Here is a 20619-nt window from a genome sequence, read left to right as displayed (position 1 = left end):
TCCTACCAACGATAATGCGCGAAAGCTTTGTTGGCTTCCGCCATCTTGTAGGTGTCTTCTTTCTTCTTAAATGAAGAGCCTTTAGAATTTGCGGCGTCCATAAGCTCGTAAGCCAGGCGCTCTATCATCGTGCGCTCGCTTCTTTTTCTTGCAAAAGAGATGATCCAGCGAATAGCCAAAGCCTGCTGGCGAGCCGGCCTGACCTCGATCGGAACCTGGTAAGTAGCGCCGCCTACACGACGAGATTTTACCTCCATCAAAGGCTTAACGTTATCGATGGCATCGTTAAAAATTTCGATACCTTTCTTTTCGCCGCCTTTATTGTCGATGAAATTTAAGGCGCCGTACATGATCTCGGTAGCGACGCTCTTTTTACCGTCAAACATAAGCGAATTAATAAATTTTGTGATTACTTTGCTGTCATAAATCGGATCAGGCATAACTTCCCTAACGGGAGCTTTTCTTCTTCTCATTTTATTCCTTCAAATTTTAAAATTTTACTCAAACTCGGCAAAATCTAGTGCCGGTCTGTTTCGGCTAAACTATTTTTTAGGTCGTTTAGCACCGTATTTTGATCTTGCAACGGTTCGTTTTGCAACGCCTGCAGTATCGAGTGCACCGCGGACGATGTGATATTTAACGCCCGGTAGGTCCTTTACACGACCGCCGCGAACTAGCACGATGGAGTGCTCTTGTAGATTGTGACCTTCACCGCCGATATAGCTGATGACTTCAAATCCGCTAGTAAGCCTTACTTTGGCAACTTTACGAAGCGCAGAGTTTGGCTTTTTAGGGGTCGTGGTGTAGACCTTAGTGCAAACTCCTCTTCGTTGAGGGCAATTCTTTAGCGCTGGAGACTTCGATTTCTCGGTAATCTTCTTGCGCTCTTTTCTGACCAATTGATTTATGGTTGGCACATCTTTCCTTTCACAAAAATTTATTCAAAAAGATTTGGATTATACTTTGTTTAAACTTACAGAAACGTAAATTTAACTAAATTTTTAATCTCTAATCAGTACAAACTCTCCGCCGCCGCAGATTACTAGGCAGATCGCGGCAGAGAGATACAGATATACGATTTCCAGCTCAAATCCGCCCACGCCGGTAAGCGCGCTCAACGGAGTATGTAGGACATATATTATCATGAACACGTTTGCGATCACAAGCAGAGCGCCTATGCGGCAAAATACGCCTATGATTATCATCGCTGGCGCCAGCACCTCGCCTACGTACGCGCCGTAAGCCACTAAATCCGGAATTCCTCTGGCTACCAACATCGATTTTACGCCGTCTATGCCGTGAGTAAGCTTAAAAATTCCGTGCATTAAAAGACAAACTCCAAGCCCCAACCTGATAAACAACAGACCGAAATTTATGTTGATCATATTCATGTTTCATCCTTTAAATTTAGGGCTTTTTGCCCTAAATTATTTTTTAAGTTTAACTTCCTTATCTTTATACAGACCGGTTCCGACCGGAATTATGCGACCTAGGATAACGTTTTCTTTTAAGTCCTCCAATCGGTCAAATTTACCCGCGATGCTAGCCTCGGTTAGAACCTTCGTAGTCTCTTGGAAAGATGCCGCCGAAATGACGCTATCGCTTCCAACAGCTGCACGAGTTACGCCCAGCAGTACGGACTCTGCAATCGCAGGCTCGCCACCAATTTTCATAATGCGCTCATTTTCTTCTCTAAATCTGCGGCGGCTAATCAGATCACCGACGATTAGCTGAGTATCGCCACTATCGACGATTCGGACCTGGCGGAGCATCTGAGATACGATGATCTCGATATGCTTGTCGCTGATTACGACGCCTTGAGAGCGATAAACCTGTTGAATTTCGCTTATCAGATAATAATGCAGCGCCTTTTCGCCTAAAATTCTAAGCACGTCATGCGAGCTGATAACTCCGTCGGTAAGCTTCTCGCCTGCATGGACGAACTCACCGTTTCGCACCTGGATCTGGCGGCTTTTATCGATCAGATACTCGGCGCTCGTTCCATCCTCGCCCTCGATTATAATACGCTCTTTCGCGCGCAAAGCCTTATCGAAGCGGACCGTTCCGTCGATGTCTGCGATGATCGCAGTATTTTTAGGACGGCGCGCTTCAAATAGCTCCGATACGCGCGGTAAACCGCCAGTGATATCTTTTGATTTCGCAGCAGCTTTCGGCGTCCTAGCCAAAATATCCGCAATCGCTACTTGATCACCCTTACTTGTAAAAATCGCGGTCTTCGGCCCTAGGTTGTATTTGATAGGCTCACCCTTGCTAGGAGTTACGATAATGGCCGGTTTAACGCCTTGAGGCAGATACTCGTTGATGACCAAGCGGCTCTGGCCGGTGGTCTCATCGTATTGCTCCGTAGCGGTGTATCCGGGCTCGATATCCTCAAAGCTGATCTTACCCTCGCACTCTGCAGCCACAGGGATAGAATACGGATCCCACTCGGCGATGATCAAGCGATCGTCTTTTTTAGGCTTAGCGATTAAATCTTCGCTTTTTACGACGCTATTATCATCATAGGTAATGACCGATTCGCGCGGTATATAGTGGCGGATCGCCTCTCTGCCGTTTTCATCGGAGATGACTACATACATACCCTTCTCGCTTACGACATGACCTTTTTTGATATCTCTTAACCTCTCTAAATAATCGCCCTTTAGGATGAAATACTTAAGCGTACCATTTGCTCCCGCTTTGATCTTTTGGGTTACCGGCTCGCCGTCTTTGACGCGAAGTTCGCTTGCAAACGGAATTCGAGTAGGGATATTCCAGTCTTCTTTTATAACCTCTACTAAACTATCATTTTCTCCAACGGTTTCGCCGTCTTTAAATACGATGTAAAATTTCCCCTCAACTTTACCGCTTACGCCCGCAAGCTCGGTAGGCTTGGCTAGATCGTGGCGCCGGATAGTATATCTAAATTCTTCCTTCTTACCCTTTAGCATGATATTCACATCGTCGTGAGTTATATCGATACTTACCTTACCGGTAATTGGGGCTTTGATCTTAGGCTCAACCAAAAGCACCGCGGCGTTTCTGCGGTTCATCACGATATTTTTGCCGCCGTTTTCGTAGGTCTTTACGTTGTAATATCTGATAAAGCCTTCCTTATCGGCGATTACTTGACGATCTTGCTGCTCGGTAGATGCAGTACCGCCGGCATGGAAGGTTCGTAGCGTAAGCTGCGTGCCCGGCTCGCCGATTGATTGCGCAGAGATGATACCGACCGCTTCACCCGGTTTTACCAGCTTGCCCTCGCCTAAATTTACGCCATAGCACTTCGCGCAGACGCCTTTTGCGGCCTTGCACGTAATCGGCGTGCGGATACTTACGGATTTAATACCCGAATCCACGATGGTTTTTACTTCGCCAACGCCCAAAAGAGTGCCTTCGGTGAATAAAATTTCATTCGATACCGGATCAATCACATCCGAGCTTAGCACCCTACCCATAATCCTATCGGCTAGGCTTTCTATTTGCGTTCCGTTCTCTACAATCTCAGTAACCTCGATACCCTCGTGCGTGCCGCAGTCGTGCATCGTAACTCTGACGTTTTGTGCGACGTCGATCAGCTTTCGCGTCAGATAGCCCGCATTCGCAGTCTTGAGCGCAGTATCGGCAAGACCCTTACGCGCGCCGTGGGTCGAGATGAAGTACTCATTTACATTCAGACCCTCTCTAAAATTTGAAGTAATCGGCGTCTCGATGATCGAGCCGTCGGGCTTACTCATCAGACCTCTCATGCCCGCTAGCTGCTTGATCTGCTCAGCGCTACCTCGCGCGCCGCTATCGGCCATCATATAGATCGAGTTAAAGCCGTCCTTATCCTTCTCCATCATCTTCATCATCTCATCGGCTAGCTTCTTGCTGGTGCTGGTCCAGATGTCGATCGTTTTATTATAGCGCTCGCCGTCGGTTAGCAAGCCCGCGCCGTATTGGTTCTGAACCTCTCTGACCTGCTTTTTAGCCTCTTCGACGAGGCTTGCTTTGGACTTCGGCACGATGATGTCCGAAACGGAGATCGAAACGCCCGCTTTAGTCGCGGATTCAAAGCCTAAATTTTTAAGATTATCCAAAAATTCCGCGCTTATCTCAAGGCCGCCGTTTTTATAGACGTAATCGACAAGCTCGGCGATATCCTTTTTCTTCATAATCTTATTCCAAAGATGATCCGGAATAAAGCTAGGCAGGATCGATTTGATGATCAAGCGGCCCGCGGTCGTAAAGATAATGCGGCGATCGATCATCGTTTTGATTTTAGCGTGGATGTCTAGGGCATTTGCCTCCACGGCGAGCATTACTTCATCGACGTTTGCAAAAATTTTATTTGTTCCTTTTGCACCCGGCTTTTCGAGGCTTAGATAATAAATTCCTAAAACCATATCCTGGCTAGGCACCGCGACAGGCTTTCCGCTCGCAGGAAGCAAGATGTTCATTGAGCTAAGCATTAAAATTTTACATTCCGCGATCGCCTCTTGGCTAAGTGGCACGTGCACCGCCATCTGATCGCCGTCGAAGTCTGCGTTGAATGCGGCGCAGACTAGCGGATGCAGTCTGATCGCCTTACCCTCGACGAGTACGGGATGAAACGCCTGAATAGACATCTTATGAAGCGTCGGTGCGCGGTTTAGCATAACCGGGTGATCCTTTACGACCTCCTCCAAGCACTCCCAAACTTCATTGATCCTATTTTCAATCATCTTTTTAGCCTGCTTAACGGTCGTTGCATAGCCCTTCTCTTGAAGGCGAGCGATTAGATGCGGCTTGAATAACTCAAGCGCCATCGTCTTAGGCAGACCGCACTGATCCATGCGTAAATTTGGACCTACGACGATGACGGAGCGACCCGAAAAATCCACACGCTTTCCGAGTAAATTTTGACGGAAGCGGCCCTGCTTACCCTTAATGATCTCGCTTAGAGATTTAAGCGGTCGCTTATTGGCGCCCTTTACGGCGTTAGCGCGACGTCCGTTGTCAAAAAGCGCATCCACTGCCTCTTGAAGCATTCGTTTTTCATTACGAATGATGATCTCGGGTGCATCGAGCTCCATCAGCCTTTTGAGTCTAGAATTTCGATTTATGACGCGGCGATACAGATCGTTTACGTCCGAAACCGCAAATTTACCGCCCTCAAGACTTACAAGCGGGCGTAGATCGGCAGGCAGTACGGGCAGATTTGTAATCATCATCCACTCGGGCTTATTACCGGAATTTAAAAAGCTCTCGACGACCTTTAGACGCTTGACGATGGTTTTTTTCTTCGCTTCGGAGTTTGTGTTAGCCATCTCCTCCTTCAAAGAATTTAAAATTTCAACTAAATCAAGCTCAGCTAGCATATCGCGGATCACCTGACCGCCCATTTTAGCGACGAAGCCTGTCTGCGAAAAGCGCTCTTTTAAGCTCTGATACTGCTCTTCGTTTAAAACGTCGTATTTTTCGACCTTTTTAGAATTTTCGTTGTCGTAAAATGCCTCGCCTGCACTTTCTACGATGTAAGCCTCATAATAAAGCACGCGCTCAAGATCTTTCATCTTGATATTTAGAAGCGTACCGATGCGGCTAGGCAAGGAATTTACGTACCAAATATGCGCTACCGGCGTTACTAGCTCGATATGCCCCATTCTAGTGCGGCGAACCTTCGAGCTCGTGATCTCGACGCCACATTTTTCGCACTTCCAGCCCTTATATCGCATCTTTTTATACTTGCCGCAGATGCACTCATAATCCCTTACGGGACCGAAAATTTTAGCGCAAAAAAGACCGTCGCGCTCTGGTTTTAGCGTGCGGTAATTGATGGTTTCGGGCTTTTTGACCTCGCCATGGCTCCAAGCTTTAATCTGCTCGGGGCTAGCAAGCCTAATAGCAAACGCGTCGAAGTCGTGAACTCTAGCGTCTTCTTTTATTTCTATTCTTTCTAAATTTGAATTATCGCTCATTTATTCTCTCCATTCTCGTAAATTTCAACGTCTAGAGCAAGCGATTTAAGCTCGTTTGTTAAAACAAAAAATGTCTCAGGAATTCCGGTAGACGGAACGTTTTCGCCTTTTGTCAGCGCCTTATACGCAGCCAAGCGTCCGTCGACGTCGTCGGATTTGATCGTTAGCATTTCGCGAAGCGTGTATGCCGCGCCGTATGCCTCCAGAGCCCAAACTTCCATCTCTCCAAATCTTTGACCGCCGAATAGCGCCTTGCCGCCGACCGGCTGCTGCGTAACTAGGCTGTAAGGACCGGTGCTTCTTGCGTGAACCTTCTCGTCGACTAGGTGGTGTAGTTTGAGATAATACATGCAGCCCACGTTTACGCGCTCTTTGATCTTTTCGCCGGTGCGGCCGTCGTAAAGCTCGGTCTTGCCGTCCTGATCGATGCCCGCCATTTCAAATAGCTTTTTGAAATCCTCCGGCACGATACCTTCGAATATCGGAGCCGAAAATCTCACCCCTTTCGCCCAATCTCTAGCGTATTTCAAAAGATCTTCATCACTGATCTTCTCAAGCGTCTTTTTAGCCTGCATTAGCTTGGAAACGCCCGCGATCTCAATCATTTTGGCGCGGAGGGTTTTTAACCATTCGCCCGTTTTCTCCTCTAAAATTTTAGCGATCTGCTCGCCTAGGCGCCAGCCCACAAGACCTAAGTGGCTCTCCATTATCTGACCGATATTCATACGACTTGGAACGCCGAGAGGATTTAGCACGATATCCACGCGCTGTCCGCTAGGCAGATACGGCATATCAACCTCAGGGACGATGTTTGAGACGATGCCCTTATTTCCGTGGCGGCCCGCCATCTTATCGCCCACTTTTAACTTGCGCTTAGTCGCGATATAGACCTTTACGAGCTTAACGACGCCGCTTGGCAAGATATCGTCTTTTTCTAAAATTTCGATCTTTTCGTCGTGTTCCTCTTTGAGCTTGCGCTTCTCGTTTTGGAAGTGGTTTTTTAGCTCCTCGTATTCCTTCTGAACAGCTTTAGAATAAGCCTTGACGAAGGAATTCAACGTAAAGCGGTTGGAGCTTTCAAGCTCCTCTTTTTTAACCTTATCGCCCTTTTTATAATCTTTTTTATTTAGGCTTTGATCGCTTTGTAAAGCGCTTTTAGAAAGTAGCGCCACTACCTTTAGCATCTCCTCGCGATCGAGCATCAAAAGCCTGTCGTGATGCTCCCTTTCGAGCTCGGTTTTTTCATCCTCATAGGCTTTGTTCGTGCGTGGATCCTTCTCGTAGCCCTTTTTGGTAAAAATTTTAACGTCGATTACCACGCCCTCCATCGAAGCGGTAGCGTAGAGCGATTTATTTACCACATGCCCTGCCTTCTCGCCAAAAATTGCGCGCAAAAGCCTCTCTTCAGGCGTCGGTTTGACCTCGCCCTTCGGAGTTACCTTGCCTACCAAGATCATGCCCGGCTTTACGTGAGTACCGATCTTTACGATACCGCTATCATCGAGGTGAGTAAGCTCCTCCTCTTTGATGTTAGGGATATCGCGAGTGATCTCCTCTACGCCGTCTTTAAGCTCTCTAGCCTCGATCTCTTTCTCATAAACATGCACGCTGGTGTATTCGTCGGCGCGGATCATCTTTTCGCTCATTACGACGGCATCCTCGTAATTGTAACCGTGCCACGGCATGAAAGCTATGAGGGCATTTTTGCCGATCGCAAGCTCGCCGCCGTCCATGCTAGGACCGTCGGCTATGATTTGACCCGCCTTTATCACGTCGCCTTTTCGCACGATAGGGCGCTGTGAAAAGGTAGTGTTTTGGTTAGTGCGTAAATTTTTCTCCATCGAATAGTGATCGATAAACGGACCCTTCTCATCCTCGCCTAAAATGAATATGTTTTTGTTATCGACCTTTTCTACGACGCCGTCGCGACCGGCCTTGATCGCTTCCCATGAATCGCGCGCGATTATCGCTTCCATGCCAGTTCCTACAATAGGGGCGGTGGAGTGCAGAAGCGGCACGGCTTGGCGCTGCATGTTCGAGCCCATAAGCGCGCGGTTAGCATCGTCGTGCTCCAAAAACGGAATCAGTGATGCCGCTACGCCCGCGACCATACCGGAGCAAAGATCTATCAGCGAAATATCCTCGCGTTTAGCCATGATGTTTTCGCCGTCTTTTCTGACCTCTAAAAGCTCCTCTACGATATTGCCCTCTTCGTCCAATTTAGCGGACGCCGGAGCGATTACGAGCCCCTCCTCCTGCGTAGCGGTAAGATATACGATCTCGTCCGTGACCTTGCCGTCTACGACCTTTTTATACGGAGCCTCGACGAAGCCTAGATCATTTACCTTCGCATAGGTTGCCAAGGTGTTAATAAGACCGATATTTTGACCCTCCGGGGTCTCGATAGGGCAAATTCTACCGTAGTGCGTAGGATGGACGTCGCGCACCTCAAAGCCTGCGCGCTCTTTAACTAGTCCGCCCTCGCCCAGCGCAGATAGACGACGTTTATGCGTAACCTCGCTAAGCGGGTTGGTCTGATCCATAAACTGGCTTAGCTGACCGCCGGTGAAAAATTCCATAAGCGTAGTGGTGATGATTTTAGGGTTTACGAAATCATACGGCATAAGCTCGTCTAAATTTCCGCTAATGCCAGTAAATTTATCCTTGATCGCCTTTTGAACCTTGATAAATCCAAGATGCATCTCGTTTGCCAAAAGCTCTCCGATTGAACGTATGCGGCGATTGCCGAGATTGTCGCGATCATCGATGAAGCCGTCGCCATTTTTAACTCTAATTAGATATTTCGCCGTCTTGATAATATCCTCGCTGGTTAGCACGGTTACGTACTCCGGCGCCTCGATACCCAGCTTGTGGTTCATCTTCATGCGACCGACTTTGGTTAGATCATAGCGCTCCGGGTTGAAAAACAGATCGTTTACGAAGCTCTTTGCCGCCTCTTTTACCACCGGCTCGCCGGGGCGCATTACTTTGTAAATTCTAATCGCAGCCAGATCGTTCTCGTCGTCTATGCCCTCGCTTTGCTGCAAGAGCTTAAGCGCGTCTGCATCTTGAATAAAAGAATTTATGATTGAAGTATCTACGCCGCTAGCTAGGTCGTTAGCGATCGTAAATTTTTTCTCGGTGTTAGCGATCTTGGCTAGCTTGCCCTCATCAAGCGCGGTTAGCGAATCAAAAAGCACTTCGCCGCTGTTTTTATCGACGATGACGCCCGCTAGGTAGCGCTCGGCTAAAATTTCAGCCGGATACTCGATGAGCTTTAGTCCGTCCTCTGCTAACTTCTCTGCTTTTTTGGATGTTAGGCGCTTGCTTGCTTGATGAAGCACTTCGCCCTTTTCGTTTATAATATCGTAATCGAGCCTGCCCGCGTATTCTTTCGGATCGAAATCGGTCAGGAATTTTCCTTTTTTGATATAGATTGTCTTAATAGGATAAAATAATTTTATTATGTCTTGTTTTTTGTAACCGAGTGCGCGAAATAGGATCGTGATCGGAACCTTGCGTCTTTTATTTATGCGCACATATAGTACGTCTTTTACGTCGTATTCGAAGTATAGCCAGCTGCCGCGATCCGGTATTATTTGAGCGGTGTAGATAAGTTTATTTAAAACGGTTGGACTCTCTTCCTCTTTGAAGATTACGCCCGGGCTTCTGTGTAGCTGATTTACGACGACGCGCTCTACGCCGTTAATGATAAATGAAATTCTATCGGTCATTAAAGGAATGTCGCGAATGAATATATCTTGCTCTTTGATCTCTTTTACGCCGATTTTTTTGCCTGTCTTTTCATCGCGCTCATGCACTAGCAAACGGAGCTTCATCTTTAAATTTACCGAATAAGTAAGCCCTCTTTCCATGCATTCTCTAATCGAATACTTTGGCTTTGAAATTTCGCTACTTACATACTCGATACTTAGTCTATTCTGTGCATCGTGGATAGGAAAAATGGCTTTGAAAACCTTCTCTATGCCGCTTTCTCCACCCGAGTTATCAAGATTTAAAAAATGATCAAAACTTTTCTTTTGTAGTTGTAATAAATTCGGAATTTCGATGTCTTTGGGAACCTTTGAAAAATCCACTCTAAGACGATTTCCTGAATATAGGCTGTTTAACATTCCACTACCTCGTAGTTGTATTTTAAAGAAAGAAGTGCCGATGCAACGCACCGGCACACATTTGTATGCGAAATTTTAAAATTCCGCGATTTATTTGAGTTCGACTTTAGCGCCTGCTTCTTCAAGCTCTTTTTTAGCCTTCTCGGCGTCTTCTTTGTTAAGTCCCTCTTTAAGAACGGACGGAGTAGCCTCGGTAGCGTCTTTGGCTTCTTTTAGACCAAGACCTGTTAGGGCGCGAACAACCTTAATTACGTTGATTTTCTTGTCACCCGCATCAAGCAATACGACATCGAATTCCGTTTTCTCTTCAGCCGCTGCCGCACCTGCACCACCTGCACCTGCGCCGCCAGCCACCATAACCGGAGCTGCGCTTACGCCGAATTTTTCCTCAAATTTTTTAACTAGTTCGCTAAGCTCTAGCACCGAACGATTAGAGATATACTCCAAAACCTCTTCATCTGTTGAAATTGCCATTTTATTCTCCTAAATTTTAATTAAGCGCTAGCTTCTTTTTTCTGCTTAAGCGCATTTAAGCCGATCGTAAAATTTTGGATCGGCGCATTCCATACTTGAAGTAGCATCGCGATAAGCTCGTCTCTCGAAGGCATCTTCGAAAGCGCCCTAACCTTATCTACGCCAGCTACTTCCCCATCGATATGAGCGGTCTTAAGTTTAAAAATTTCATTTTTCTCTTCAAATTTAGCCGCTACTTTACATACAGAAAGCTGCTCGCCCCATAAGAAGATATTGGTATCTTTAAAGCTAAGTCCGTTTTTTTCGGCATTTTTTAATGCGATATTAGCTAGGGTATTTTTGATAACCCGAACCTTTACGCCCGCTTCGCGCGCGCTATTTCTAAGATCTTCAAGCTGCTTAACGCTAAGGCCTTTAAAATCGGAAATTACTATAGCTTCGCTAGCTTTGAAAGCCTCGCCAAGCTCCGCTACTATCTTTGATTTTTCGTCTCTCGTCATTAGGTCTCCTTTCCGATCGGTGATTTCAAGCCAAGCGATCGAAATTTTGAAATTTCGATCAATTAAGTTAAAAACCTTGAACTATCTCCAATCTAAGATAAAAATTTAAAATTTTATTTTAAATCGATTATTTCTTGATTATCCAGTGTAACTGCAGGGCTCATAGTAAGTGAAAGCGATGCATGCGTTACGTATCTGCCCTTCGCAGTCGCTGGCTTATGCTTATTTATGGTTTTGATAAACGTCGTAAGATTGTCTAAAAGCTGCTCTTTGCTAAAGCTAGCCTTGCCAAGGCCTGCGTGGATATTTCCCTGCTTATCGACGCGGAAATTTACCTGTCCACCCTTAGCATTTTTAACGGCTTGAGCGATATCCATAGTAACGGTACCGGTTTTAGGGTTCGGCATAACGCCTTTTGGACCGAGAATACGACCTACCTTACCGACTAGTCCCATTAAATTTGGAGTAGCGATAAGAACATCGAAATTTATATTTCCTTTTTGAATCTCTTCAATCAGATCATCGGCACCCACGATATCGGCACCCGCTTCGCTAGCTTCGCTAGCCTTTGCGTCCTTTGCGATCACGGCTACGCGAACGCTCTTGCCAGTACCGGCAGGTAAAACGACCGAGCCGCGCACCATCTGATCGGCATGTCTTGGATCTACGTTTAGTTTAAGAGCGATCTCCACCGTCTCATCAAATTTAGCAGAAGCTAGAGTTTTTACCGTGCTTATCGCTTCGTCTACACTATAAATTTTATTTACGTCAACTTTTTTTAAAAGTTCGTTGAATCTTTTTGAATTTTTTGGCATATATTTCTCCGCAATTAAAGTGCTACCGCTTTTTTAAACCTTAGCGGTCAAAAGGTCTAGTCAGTGACCGTAATACCCATAGAACGAGCCGAACCCGCTATAATCCTAGCAGCCTGCTCTCTATCTTTGGTATTCAGATCGGCGATCTTTTTCTCGACGATCTCTAAAACTTGAGCCTTAGTTAAGGATGCTACCTTCTTTTTAAGAGGATTGTCCGAACCCTTATCTATCTTCGCCGCTTTTTTGATCAAATCCGTCGCAGGCGGTTGTTTAGTGATGAAAGTAAAGCTTTTATCGGCATAAACCGTGATAATGACCGGAATATTAAAGCCCGCCATATCTTTGGTTCGCTCGTTAAACGCTTTGCAAAATTCCATAATATTAACGCCCTTTTGTCCTAATGCAGGACCTACTGGCGGGCTTGGATTTGCTTTTGCGGCCGCTATTTGCAGCTTGATTTCGCCAATAACTTTCTTAGCCATAAATCTACTCCTTATAAAATTTAAATAATCTTTTCAACTTGCGAGTATGAAATTTCAATCGGCGTGCTTCGTCCGAAGATCGAAACATTGAGGCGAAGCTTGCCGTGGATCATATCATACTCTTCTACGATGCCGTTGAAATTAGCAAAAGGCCCATCGACGATCCTAACCGTCTCGCCCTCATCAAAATTAATCTTGGGCTTAGGAGCCTCGCGATTATTAATCTTTTCTAGAATTATTTCGATATCTTTTTCCGGTAGCGGAGAGGGCTTTTTAGCCTCGCCGATAAAGCGACTAACCTTAGGTAGCATCTGAATTCTATGCCATAAAGTGGTATCCAGATCTAAATTTGCAAAGCAATATCCTGGATATAAGCTACGCTCTTTAATGGTTTGCTTTGTATTTTTGACCTCTATAACATCTTCGGTAGGTACTAGCACTTCGCCGATCTTAGCCTCAAGCGCTTCGTCTTGCTTTAGCGCTTCTATCGCGCGCTTTACCGCCATCTCGCTGCCGGCGTAAGTTTGTATCGCATACCATTTATTTGCCATATTGCGATCCCTACTTAAGCCGTTATCAAAGCGGACATAATAAGATCCACTAGCGCTAAAAACAGTGCGATAACTACGACTACGACTACTACAGAGATATATGCTGTTTTAGTCTGATCTTTAGTCGGGAAAATTACCTTATCTAACTCTACTTTTGCTTGTTTATAATACTCTTTTACTTTTTCCATACCCAATCCTCGTGGCAGGGCAAGAGGGATTCGAACCCCCAACCATCGGATTTGGAATCCGGCGCTCTACCGTTGGAGCTATTGCCCTATAACAATTAGCCTTTTAACTTTACTTCTTTATGAAGCGTGTGCTTTTTTAATCTAGGGCAATATTTTTTAAGTTCTAGTTTTTCGGTCGTAGTTTTGCTATTTTTATAAGTAGTATAGTTAATATCGCCACTTTCGGAGCATTTTAATCCGACCTTTACTCTACTTGAATTCTTTGCCATTTGGTTTCCTTGAATAAAAAAGCAAGTGGAATTTTAAAATTCCACTTGCAAAAAATTAAGCGATGATTTTCGAAACTACGCCTGAGCCTACGGTGTGACCGCCTTCGCGAATCGCGAAGCGAGTACCTTGCTCAAGAGCAATCGGAGCAATTAGCTCAACGGTAATTTTAACGTTGTCGCCAGGCATTACCATCTCGGTTCCCTCAGGAAGGGTAATCGAACCGGTAACATCTGTCGTACGAACGTAAAACTGCGGTCTATAATTATTAAAGAATGGAGTATGGCGTCCGCCCTCTTCTTTAGTTAGGATATAAACCTCGCCCTCAAATTTAGTATGAGGAGTAATAGATTTTGGTTTACATAAAACCATACCGCGCTCTACTTCCTCTTTCTTAGTACCGCGCAATAAAACACCTACGTTATCGCCGGCTTCACCTTGATCCATCTCTTTTCTAAACATCTCAACGCCGGTAACGGTAGTAGTTTGAGTAGGTTTAATACCTACGATCTCGATAGTATCGCCAACTTTAACGATACCTTTTTCGATTCTACCGGTTACAACGGTACCGCGACCGGAAATCGAGAAAATATCTTCGATCGGAAGAAGGAAATCTTTATCAGTATCGCGAACAGGAGTTGGAATATAGCTATCAACCGCGTCCATAAGCTCCATAATCTTTGCAGACCATTCGCCGTCTTGTCCGGCCTTAGCTTCCTCAAGAGCCTTAAGGGCAGAGCCTTTAATGATTGGGGTCTCGTCGCCAGGGAATTTATACTCTTTTAAAAGATCTCTAACTTCCTCTTCAACTAACTCTAAAAGATCCGGATCATCGACCATATCGGTTTTGTTTAGGAAAACTACGATATAAGGAACGCCTACTTGGCGAGAAAGCAAGATGTGCTCGCGAGTTTGAGGCATAGGACCGTCCGCAGCAGAAACAACTAAAATAGCGCCGTCCATCTGAGCCGCACCGGTAATCATATTTTTTACGTAGTCGGCGTGACCTGGGCAGTCAACGTGAGCATAGTGACGTTTCTCGGTCTCATATTCGATGTGAGACGTAGCGATAGTAATACCGCGCTCTTTTTCCTCTGGAGCGTTATCGATATTGTCGTAGTCCTTTAGCTCAGCTAGACCTTTCCTAGAAAGAACAGCAGAAATAGCAGCTGTCAAAGTAGTCTTACCATGGTCAACGTGACCGATGGTACCAATGTTTACGTGTGGCTTGTTACGATTAAATTTTTCTTTAGCCATCATATCCTCCGTTATTGATTTGTGGATTACACAACAAACTAAGCGACTCTATTTTATGGAGCTCATAGCGGGACTTGAACCCGCGACCTCTTCCTTACCAAGGAAGTGCTCTACCTCTGAGCCATATGAGCCTAAACTCAGGCAAAGAGAAATCGCTACCAATACCCAACAATGCGACCAAAATTTAGATTATGTAAGCATATAAAAGCAGTTAAGTTTTACAGCTCCCAGTAAACCTAAATGGTGGAGCGGGAAACGGGGCTCGAACCCGCGACCCTCAGCTTGGAAGGCTGATGCTCTAGCCAACTGAGCTAATCCCGCATCAAAAATTCATGGTGGTGAGACGTGGATTCGAACCACGGAAGGCAAAGCCAGCAGATTTACAGTCTGCCCTCGTTGGCCACTTGAGTATCTCACCCTTTGATGAAATCTGGTCAAACACTGTTACAAAAAATGGAGCTGGTGGACGGGATCGAACCGCCGACCCACTGCTTACAAGGCAGTAGCTCTACCAGCTGAGCTACACCAGCATTTTGAAATTGAAGTGGCAATTATAACCGAAAAATCCCCAATTGTCAAGGCTAAAACAGCCTATTTTAAAATTTCATAAAATTTCTGCTATAATGCGCCCGATTTTAAATTTTAAGGAATTTTATATGAAAATCGTACCTTGGATCATAATAGTTTTTATGATTTATTTGATTTATTATTTTATCTCCCGCTCTGAAAAGCGTCTAAATACCCTTGAAAAGCGCCTAAATAAGATAGAAGAAAACTTAAGCGAGCTAAAAAAGGCTACCGAAGCCAACAGGCTTTTGATTGAAGAAGCAAAGCTAGACTCTGAAGATGACGCAAAAGAGCAATAATAAAATTAAATTTAAAGCTCCAATTTCGCTAGCTTCGCCTTTTTTGCCAAATATCTCGTGCTAAAAATTGTGAGTATATTTTATGCATACTTTGGCATTTTTGAAAGAAATTTTACCGCAACGTCGAAACCGCGAAGTGCAAGAAGCTCATACGTAACTAATTCTTAAATTTTACGAAATTTAAAATTCGTGCTTTAATCCTGCAACGCTAAGCAAATCCACGCAAATCAATAAATCAAAATTCTAGCTATTTGCTCACAGCACAAATTCCATAGAATTTCAAACAATACCGCCTAAAATTAGAATTCCTGCTAAAATCCATCTTACAATTCAACTTCTTAAAATTTTGCGCAAATCCCTCAGCTAAAATTCTAAACTACAAAATTTTAGTATTTAAAATCATATTAATCAACCCCGCCGCAGAGCAAAACCTATGAGCTCGCACCGAGCGCTGCCCCAGGCTTAATATATCCGAAAGCTTAAAAGTGTAGACCATAACCTCTGCAAGCTAACGATAAAATTTAATCATAATTTTTAAAAACCAAAATTTCAAAAGCACAGAATTTTACCCCAGGATTTGAATTGAGTAAAAAGCCGGCGAAATGCAGGAGCTTCTAAAACGCAAAATTTATCCATTGGAATTTTCCTCGCTCACAAGCGCTTCAGCGATGAGCTCCAGCGGATTTACACACCTCATCTGCGAGCCGCTTAAAGAAAGCGAATTATTTAGCTGCATCCTGCACGCACTGCACTCGGCAGAAACTACGCGCACAGGCAGATCTGCCATTGCGCGCGCCTTAGCTAATCCCACTGCGCGCGCGAGCTCGTAGCGCTCGGCCTGCATCGTCACGCCGCCAAATCCGCAGCATTTATTAGGCTCATCCATCTCGGTTATTTCGTAGTTTTGAGCGAGCAAGCCGCGCGGTTCTTTCCAAATACCCTGCATTTTGCGGGCATGGCACGGATCGTGATAAGTAATCGCTAAAGCCCTTTTGCCGCGGCGCATCAAAAGATCACTTAAGTTTGTAAATTTATAAAAGTATTCGCTCGCCATAAAAATTTTACTCGCAAGCTTTTGCGCACGGGCTTTCCATTGCGGCTCATTTTCAAAAAAATGCGCGTAATCCACCCGCAACATCGCAGAGCACGTAGCCTCGGGCACGATAATCGCATCAAGAGCAGGCATGACTTTTTCGAAATATGCTATATTAAATTTTGCCACGCGTTCAACCGCCGCAAAATCTCCCGTAAAATACGCAGGAGCGCCGCAACAGGCTTGTTTCTTCATCAAATTTACGTTTAGCTTTAGCGCTCGCGCGATATGTAAAACCGCCTCGCCTACGCCCGTGTAAGCGTAGTTTGCCATGCAGCCTATAAAAATTCCGATAGTTTTTTCGCCGCCGTTGTCGATAAATTCTGCGTACGAGTTCATAAAGCTCTTTTTCGCAGGAGCAGGCAACAAGCGCTCTTTTTTAAGTAGTGGCAAGTCAAATCTAGGCGACATAGAGCTTTGCGTATCTTTTCGCATCTTAAAGCCACAGCTAAGAAACACGTATCCAAGCGCTGCTGCTAGATCCAGCGCTTTGCGGTGCCCGAGCAGCCAAAACGCAGCTTTTTTGTACCACGCGATGCCAAATTTTTCCGCAATGCGCGCGCGAATATTCTCAATCGCCGTATCTATGGGCAAAGACTCGCCGCAAATATCTACGCAGTTGGTGCATAAAAAGCAGCTCTCAAAAATTTTCTTAGCGTTTTTATCAAGCTTTAGCTCATTTCTGCCGTAAGCGCCCAAAAGATCCACAAATCCGCGTGGGCTCGTTACTTCATCGCCGTTAATGCCATGAATCGTGCAGACTTGGATACATTTACCACATTTTACGCAGCGCTCGCTAAGTGCCGCAAAATCGAACGCCCCAAGCTTTGCCTTACTCATAGCCGCGCCGCTTAAACGGTTTTAGAAAAGCGCTTTTCGCCCAAATTTTTACCCATATACTCATCAAAGCACATCGCGATATTGCGGATCAAAAGCGTACCGGTGGGCGTTACGGAAATTCTATTCGGCGAGACTTGTACGAAATCCTTTAGCGTCTCAAGCTGCTTTAGGCTCGCGCCGAAATGCTCGAAAAATTTTATCTTAAATTTCTCCTCGATCGCCTCTATATCGACGCAAAAATTACTCATCAGCCCCATAATCACCTCTTTGCGCAGCAGATCCTCTTCATTTAGCAAAATACCCCTGCAATACGGCAGCCTGCCTGCATCTATCGCGGTCTCGTAAGCGTCCATATCTTTGAAATTTTGCGCGTAGTGGCGCACGCCCTCGCCAATGCTAGTCAGCCCGATGCCGATCAGATCGGCGCCGCCCTTGGTCGTATAGCCTTGGAAATTACGGTGCAGCGAGCCGTTTTTAAGCGCGGCGTGAAGCTCGTCTGCGGGCTTTGAGTAGTGATCCATGCCGATCATCTCATATCCGTTCGCGCTTAAAAAATCGTGCGTAAATTTTAAAATTTCAAGCTTCACTTTAGGCTCCGGCAAGGTCGTTTCGTCAAATTTGCGCATAGATTTTTTTATCCACGGTACATGCGCGTAGTTAAAGATCGCGAAGCGGTCCGGATCAAGCGAAAGCGCAAGCTCCAGCGTGCGCTTAAAGCTAGCTAGGCTCTGATACGGAAGGCCGTAGATCAGATCCATATTTATCGATTTTATCCCCCTCTCGCGCGCCATAGCTATGACGTCCCTCGTAAGCTCGAAAGGCTGGATGCGGTGGATCTCCTTTTGTACGCGCTCGTCGAAGTCCTGCACGCCGTAGCTTATGCGGTTAAAGCCGTTTGAAACGAGCACGTCGAGCTGCTCGGCGTTCAAAAATCGCGGATCGATCTCGCAGCTGATCTCGGCTTCAGGGCTGAAATTTTTAAAATATTTTTTGATATTTTTTATGTGGCGCGCGAGCTGTTCGGCGCTAAAATACGTAGGCGTGCCGCCGCCGAAGTGCATCTGCACGACCTGCCTGGAGCCGTCCACGACGCTGCTTAAAATTTGCATTTCGCGCTCGATATAGTCTAAATAGCGATCCATCTTGTCGCGTTTGCCCGTGTAGATTACGTTGCAGCCGCAAAAATAACAGGCGGAGCGGCAAAACGGCATGTGAAAGTAAAGCGACAGCGGCGTAGAGCTTTTTTGATTTTTCAGCTCGTTCAAATACCCGTCGTAGCTGAAATTTTCGCTAAATTCCAAAGCGGTCGGATAGCTCGTGTAGCGAGGCCCCGGGCGCGAAAATTTCGCGTAAGCATCAAAGTCTATACTATTCACGGCTGTCCGCCTTGGTTTTGATAAGCTCTTCGATATCAATAAAAAGGTTTGGATGCAGGCTTTTTACGCGCGAGACGACGGCATCGACGTCTAAGCTTAATCTTTTCGCACTCGGATTTGCGCCCGTTAGCCTTCTGATCTCGTCCATACACACGATCCACGCGTCGCCGAAATCCACCGGCGTATGCTGCAAAATCGAGCGCTCAAGCTTGAGATTAAAATTTTCCTGCATCGCGTTTTTGGTCGCGGCGATGAGATTTGCAAGCGATTTTATCGAGATCATCGTGTGCACTTCGTTATTTTCGTCGATGCCGAACCACGGCTCCTCGTCGCTCCACGAGCCGCTTTTTAAAGTGAGTTTTTTCTCGTTGTCCTCGCCCTGCGAAATTTCAAAAACCGTCCTTTTCGAGCTATCCAGCCCGAAAAATTCGCTCGCTTTGTCGATCTTTTTTAGCGCTTTATCTTTTTCTTCCATGCTTTCTCCTAAATTTACCTTCTTTGATCCAACCAGACCATAACGCCCTTTTGCGCGTGCAGGCGATTTTCCGCCTCTGCAAAAATTTCATCCGCATGCGTTTCAAACACGGCCTCGCTCACCTCGTATCCGCGATACGCCGGCAGGCAGTGCAAAAAGATCGCGTTTTTTTCAGCCAGAGCCATTAAGCTTTCATCCACGCAAAAGCCCGCGAAATCGCGAATTCTTTGCTCCTTTTCGCCTTCTTGCCCCATCGAAACCCAAGTATCGGTCGTCACGACGTTTGCGCCCGCTACGGCTTCTTTTATATCGTTCGTTATTAAAATTTTAGCGCCTGAAATTTTAGCATTTTCTTGCGCCTGCGCCAGTATCTGCGGATCAGCCTCATAGCCCACGGGCGTCGCTACTCTTAGCTCAAAGCCAAGCTTGCTAGCAAGCATCAGCCACGAGTGCGTCATATTGTTGCCGTCGCCCACGTACGCGGCTTTTATCTTTGGAGTTTCAATACCGCACTCCGCGATCGTCATTAAATCCGCCATTAGCTGCACGGGATGAAATTTATCGCTTAGCCCGTTTATGACCGGCACGCGGCTAAATTCCGCGAGCTCTATTAACGTCTCGTGGCGATTTACGCGCGCCATGATCAGATCGCACATTCGCGAAATCACGCGTGCAGTGTCTTTGATAGGCTCGCCTCGCCCGAGCTGGATGTCGCGACTGCTCAAAAATAGCGCGTGTCCGCCTAGCTCGTTCATCCCCACATCGAAGCTCACGCGCGTCCTGGTCGAGCTTTTTTCAAATATCATCGCTAATTTTTGATCTTTTAAATACGGCTTAAAATTTCGCGCCTTAGCCTCTTTTTTAATCCCAAAGGCTAAATTTAAAATCTCGATTATCTCATCTTTGCTAAAATCGTTTAACGTAAGAAAGTGCCTCATATCGCTCCTTTTTGGTTAAATTTTACACTGTTTTCGCTTACGTAGCGTTTTATTCGACTTTAAAATTTTAAATTTACGCTACGTGCCGCGAAGTAAATTTCAAAAACCAAGTCTCGCTGCTGCTGCGAAATTTTAAAATTCCAAAATTTTTAAAATTTTACCTGCGCGAATTTAAAATTTCCGCGATCTCTTTAGCGTGATAGGTGATGATCATATCCGCGCCGGCGCGCCTTATTCCTATCATCGTCTCCATCATCACGCGCTCATAATCGATCACGCCCGCTTTTTTACCCGTCTGCAAAAGCGCATATTCGCCGCTTACGTTATACGCGCAGATCGGCAGCAGCGTGCGCTCCCGCAGGTCTCTGATTAGATCCAGATACGCAAGCGCGGGCTTTATCATCAAGATATCCGCTCCCTGC

The 20619-nt window shown here is 45.8% G+C and carries 18 protein-coding genes, 5 tRNA genes and 1 pseudogene; 1 reads left to right on the top strand and 23 read right to left on the bottom strand.

The window, feature by feature from the left end:
- Window positions 1-2: 2 nt before the first annotated feature.
- The 18 genes from rpsG to Q0135_RS10865 form a co-directional block, all read right to left on the bottom strand.
- The gene (gene rpsG, locus Q0135_RS10950; RefSeq protein ID WP_177386837.1) at window positions 3-473 is read right to left on the bottom strand and encodes a 30S ribosomal protein S7; all 471 of its coding nucleotides are present in this window, start codon (window positions 471-473) and stop codon (window positions 3-5) included.
- A gap of 69 nt (window positions 474-542) precedes the next feature.
- Window positions 543-917 carry a 30S ribosomal protein S12 gene (rpsL, locus tag Q0135_RS10945; protein WP_005872613.1) on the bottom strand — a complete coding sequence of 125 codons (375 nt, stop codon included), beginning with the start codon at window positions 915-917 and terminating at the stop codon, window positions 543-545.
- An 84-nt stretch (window positions 918-1001) separates the two neighbouring features.
- Window positions 1002-1391 carry a DoxX family protein gene (locus Q0135_RS10940; protein WP_297990423.1) on the bottom strand — a complete coding sequence of 130 codons (390 nt, stop codon included), beginning with the start codon at window positions 1389-1391 and terminating at the stop codon, window positions 1002-1004.
- Window positions 1392-1427: 36 nt separating this feature from the next.
- Window positions 1428-5942: a DNA-directed RNA polymerase subunit beta' gene (rpoC, locus tag Q0135_RS10935; RefSeq protein ID WP_297990422.1), complete on the bottom strand. Its 4515-nt coding sequence runs from the start codon at window positions 5940-5942 to the stop codon at window positions 1428-1430.
- Complete coding sequence (gene rpoB, locus Q0135_RS10930) at window positions 5939-10075, bottom strand: DNA-directed RNA polymerase subunit beta (protein ID WP_297990421.1); 4137 nt, start codon at window positions 10073-10075, stop codon at window positions 5939-5941. Before rpoB ends, rpoC begins: the two co-directional genes overlap by 4 nt.
- Window positions 10076-10165: 90 nt before the next feature.
- Window positions 10166-10549 (bottom strand): 50S ribosomal protein L7/L12, encoded by a 384-nt coding sequence (rplL, locus tag Q0135_RS10925; RefSeq protein WP_291939393.1) that lies wholly within the window; start codon window positions 10547-10549, stop codon window positions 10166-10168.
- A 20-nt stretch (window positions 10550-10569) separates the two neighbouring features.
- Complete coding sequence (rplJ, locus tag Q0135_RS10920) at window positions 10570-11049, bottom strand: 50S ribosomal protein L10 (RefSeq protein ID WP_295152864.1); 480 nt, start codon at window positions 11047-11049, stop codon at window positions 10570-10572.
- A gap of 113 nt (window positions 11050-11162) precedes the next feature.
- The gene (gene rplA, locus Q0135_RS10915; protein ID WP_297990420.1) at window positions 11163-11864 is read right to left on the bottom strand and encodes a 50S ribosomal protein L1; all 702 of its coding nucleotides are present in this window, start codon (window positions 11862-11864) and stop codon (window positions 11163-11165) included.
- Window positions 11865-11920: 56 nt separating this feature from the next.
- Window positions 11921-12346: a 50S ribosomal protein L11 gene (gene rplK, locus Q0135_RS10910; protein WP_297990419.1), complete on the bottom strand. Its 426-nt coding sequence runs from the start codon at window positions 12344-12346 to the stop codon at window positions 11921-11923.
- A gap of 20 nt (window positions 12347-12366) precedes the next feature.
- Entirely contained in the window at window positions 12367-12897 is a 531-nt protein-coding gene (nusG, locus tag Q0135_RS10905) for a transcription termination/antitermination protein NusG (RefSeq protein WP_291939405.1), read from the bottom strand.
- 14 nt (window positions 12898-12911) lie between these two features.
- On the bottom strand, window positions 12912-13085 hold the full coding sequence (gene secE, locus Q0135_RS10900) for a preprotein translocase subunit SecE (protein ID WP_005872632.1): 174 nt from the start codon (window positions 13083-13085) through the stop codon (window positions 12912-12914).
- Between the two features lie 12 nt (window positions 13086-13097).
- Window positions 13098-13173, bottom strand: a tRNA-Trp gene (locus tag Q0135_RS10895).
- Window positions 13174-13180: 7 nt separating this feature from the next.
- A complete protein-coding gene (gene rpmG / locus Q0135_RS10890) occupies window positions 13181-13354 on the bottom strand; it encodes a 50S ribosomal protein L33 (RefSeq protein ID WP_005872634.1) in 174 nt (57 codons plus the stop codon).
- Window positions 13355-13409: 55 nt separating this feature from the next.
- Window positions 13410-14609, bottom strand: a complete 1200-nt coding sequence (gene tuf, locus Q0135_RS10885; protein ID WP_040304280.1) for an elongation factor Tu — start codon at window positions 14607-14609, stop codon at window positions 13410-13412.
- Window positions 14610-14665: 56 nt separating this feature from the next.
- Window positions 14666-14740, bottom strand: a tRNA-Thr gene (locus Q0135_RS10880).
- 113 nt (window positions 14741-14853) lie between these two features.
- Window positions 14854-14930 (bottom strand) — tRNA-Gly (locus tag Q0135_RS10875).
- Between the two features lie 12 nt (window positions 14931-14942).
- Window positions 14943-15027 (bottom strand) — tRNA-Tyr (locus Q0135_RS10870).
- A 36-nt stretch (window positions 15028-15063) separates the two neighbouring features.
- Window positions 15064-15139 (bottom strand) — tRNA-Thr (locus Q0135_RS10865).
- Window positions 15140-15265: 126 nt separating this feature from the next.
- Between Q0135_RS10865 and Q0135_RS10860 the strand changes: the two genes are divergently transcribed.
- Window positions 15266-15475, top strand: coding sequence for a hypothetical protein (locus Q0135_RS10860; protein WP_297990418.1), 210 nt, complete (start codon window positions 15266-15268; stop codon window positions 15473-15475).
- A gap of 628 nt (window positions 15476-16103) precedes the next feature.
- Here the strand turns inward: Q0135_RS10860 and Q0135_RS10855 are convergent.
- The 5 genes and pseudogenes from Q0135_RS10855 to Q0135_RS10835 all read right to left on the bottom strand — a co-directional run.
- On the bottom strand, window positions 16104-17408 hold the full coding sequence (locus Q0135_RS10855) for a (Fe-S)-binding protein (RefSeq protein ID WP_297990416.1): 1305 nt from the start codon (window positions 17406-17408) through the stop codon (window positions 16104-16106).
- An 11-nt stretch (window positions 17409-17419) separates the two neighbouring features.
- On the bottom strand, window positions 17420-18784 hold the full coding sequence (hemN, locus tag Q0135_RS10850; protein WP_297990415.1) for an oxygen-independent coproporphyrinogen III oxidase: 1365 nt from the start codon (window positions 18782-18784) through the stop codon (window positions 17420-17422).
- Window positions 18777-19259 (bottom strand): DUF2603 domain-containing protein, encoded by a 483-nt coding sequence (locus Q0135_RS10845; protein ID WP_297960854.1) that lies wholly within the window; start codon window positions 19257-19259, stop codon window positions 18777-18779. Before Q0135_RS10845 ends, hemN begins: the two co-directional genes overlap by 8 nt.
- A 14-nt stretch (window positions 19260-19273) precedes the next feature.
- Window positions 19274-20197 carry an ornithine carbamoyltransferase gene (gene argF, locus Q0135_RS10840; RefSeq protein WP_297990413.1) on the bottom strand — a complete coding sequence of 308 codons (924 nt, stop codon included), beginning with the start codon at window positions 20195-20197 and terminating at the stop codon, window positions 19274-19276.
- 157 nt (window positions 20198-20354) lie between these two features.
- Window positions 20355-20619, bottom strand: a pseudogene (locus Q0135_RS10835) (porphobilinogen synthase); the annotation flags it as partial.

It is taken from the genome of uncultured Campylobacter sp., assembly GCF_937981295.1.
In the GTDB taxonomy this organism is placed as follows: Bacteria; Campylobacterota; Campylobacteria; order Campylobacterales; family Campylobacteraceae; genus Campylobacter_B.
Note: the sequence above shows the minus strand (reverse complement) of the source record. Positions and strands in the feature narration are given on the sequence as shown.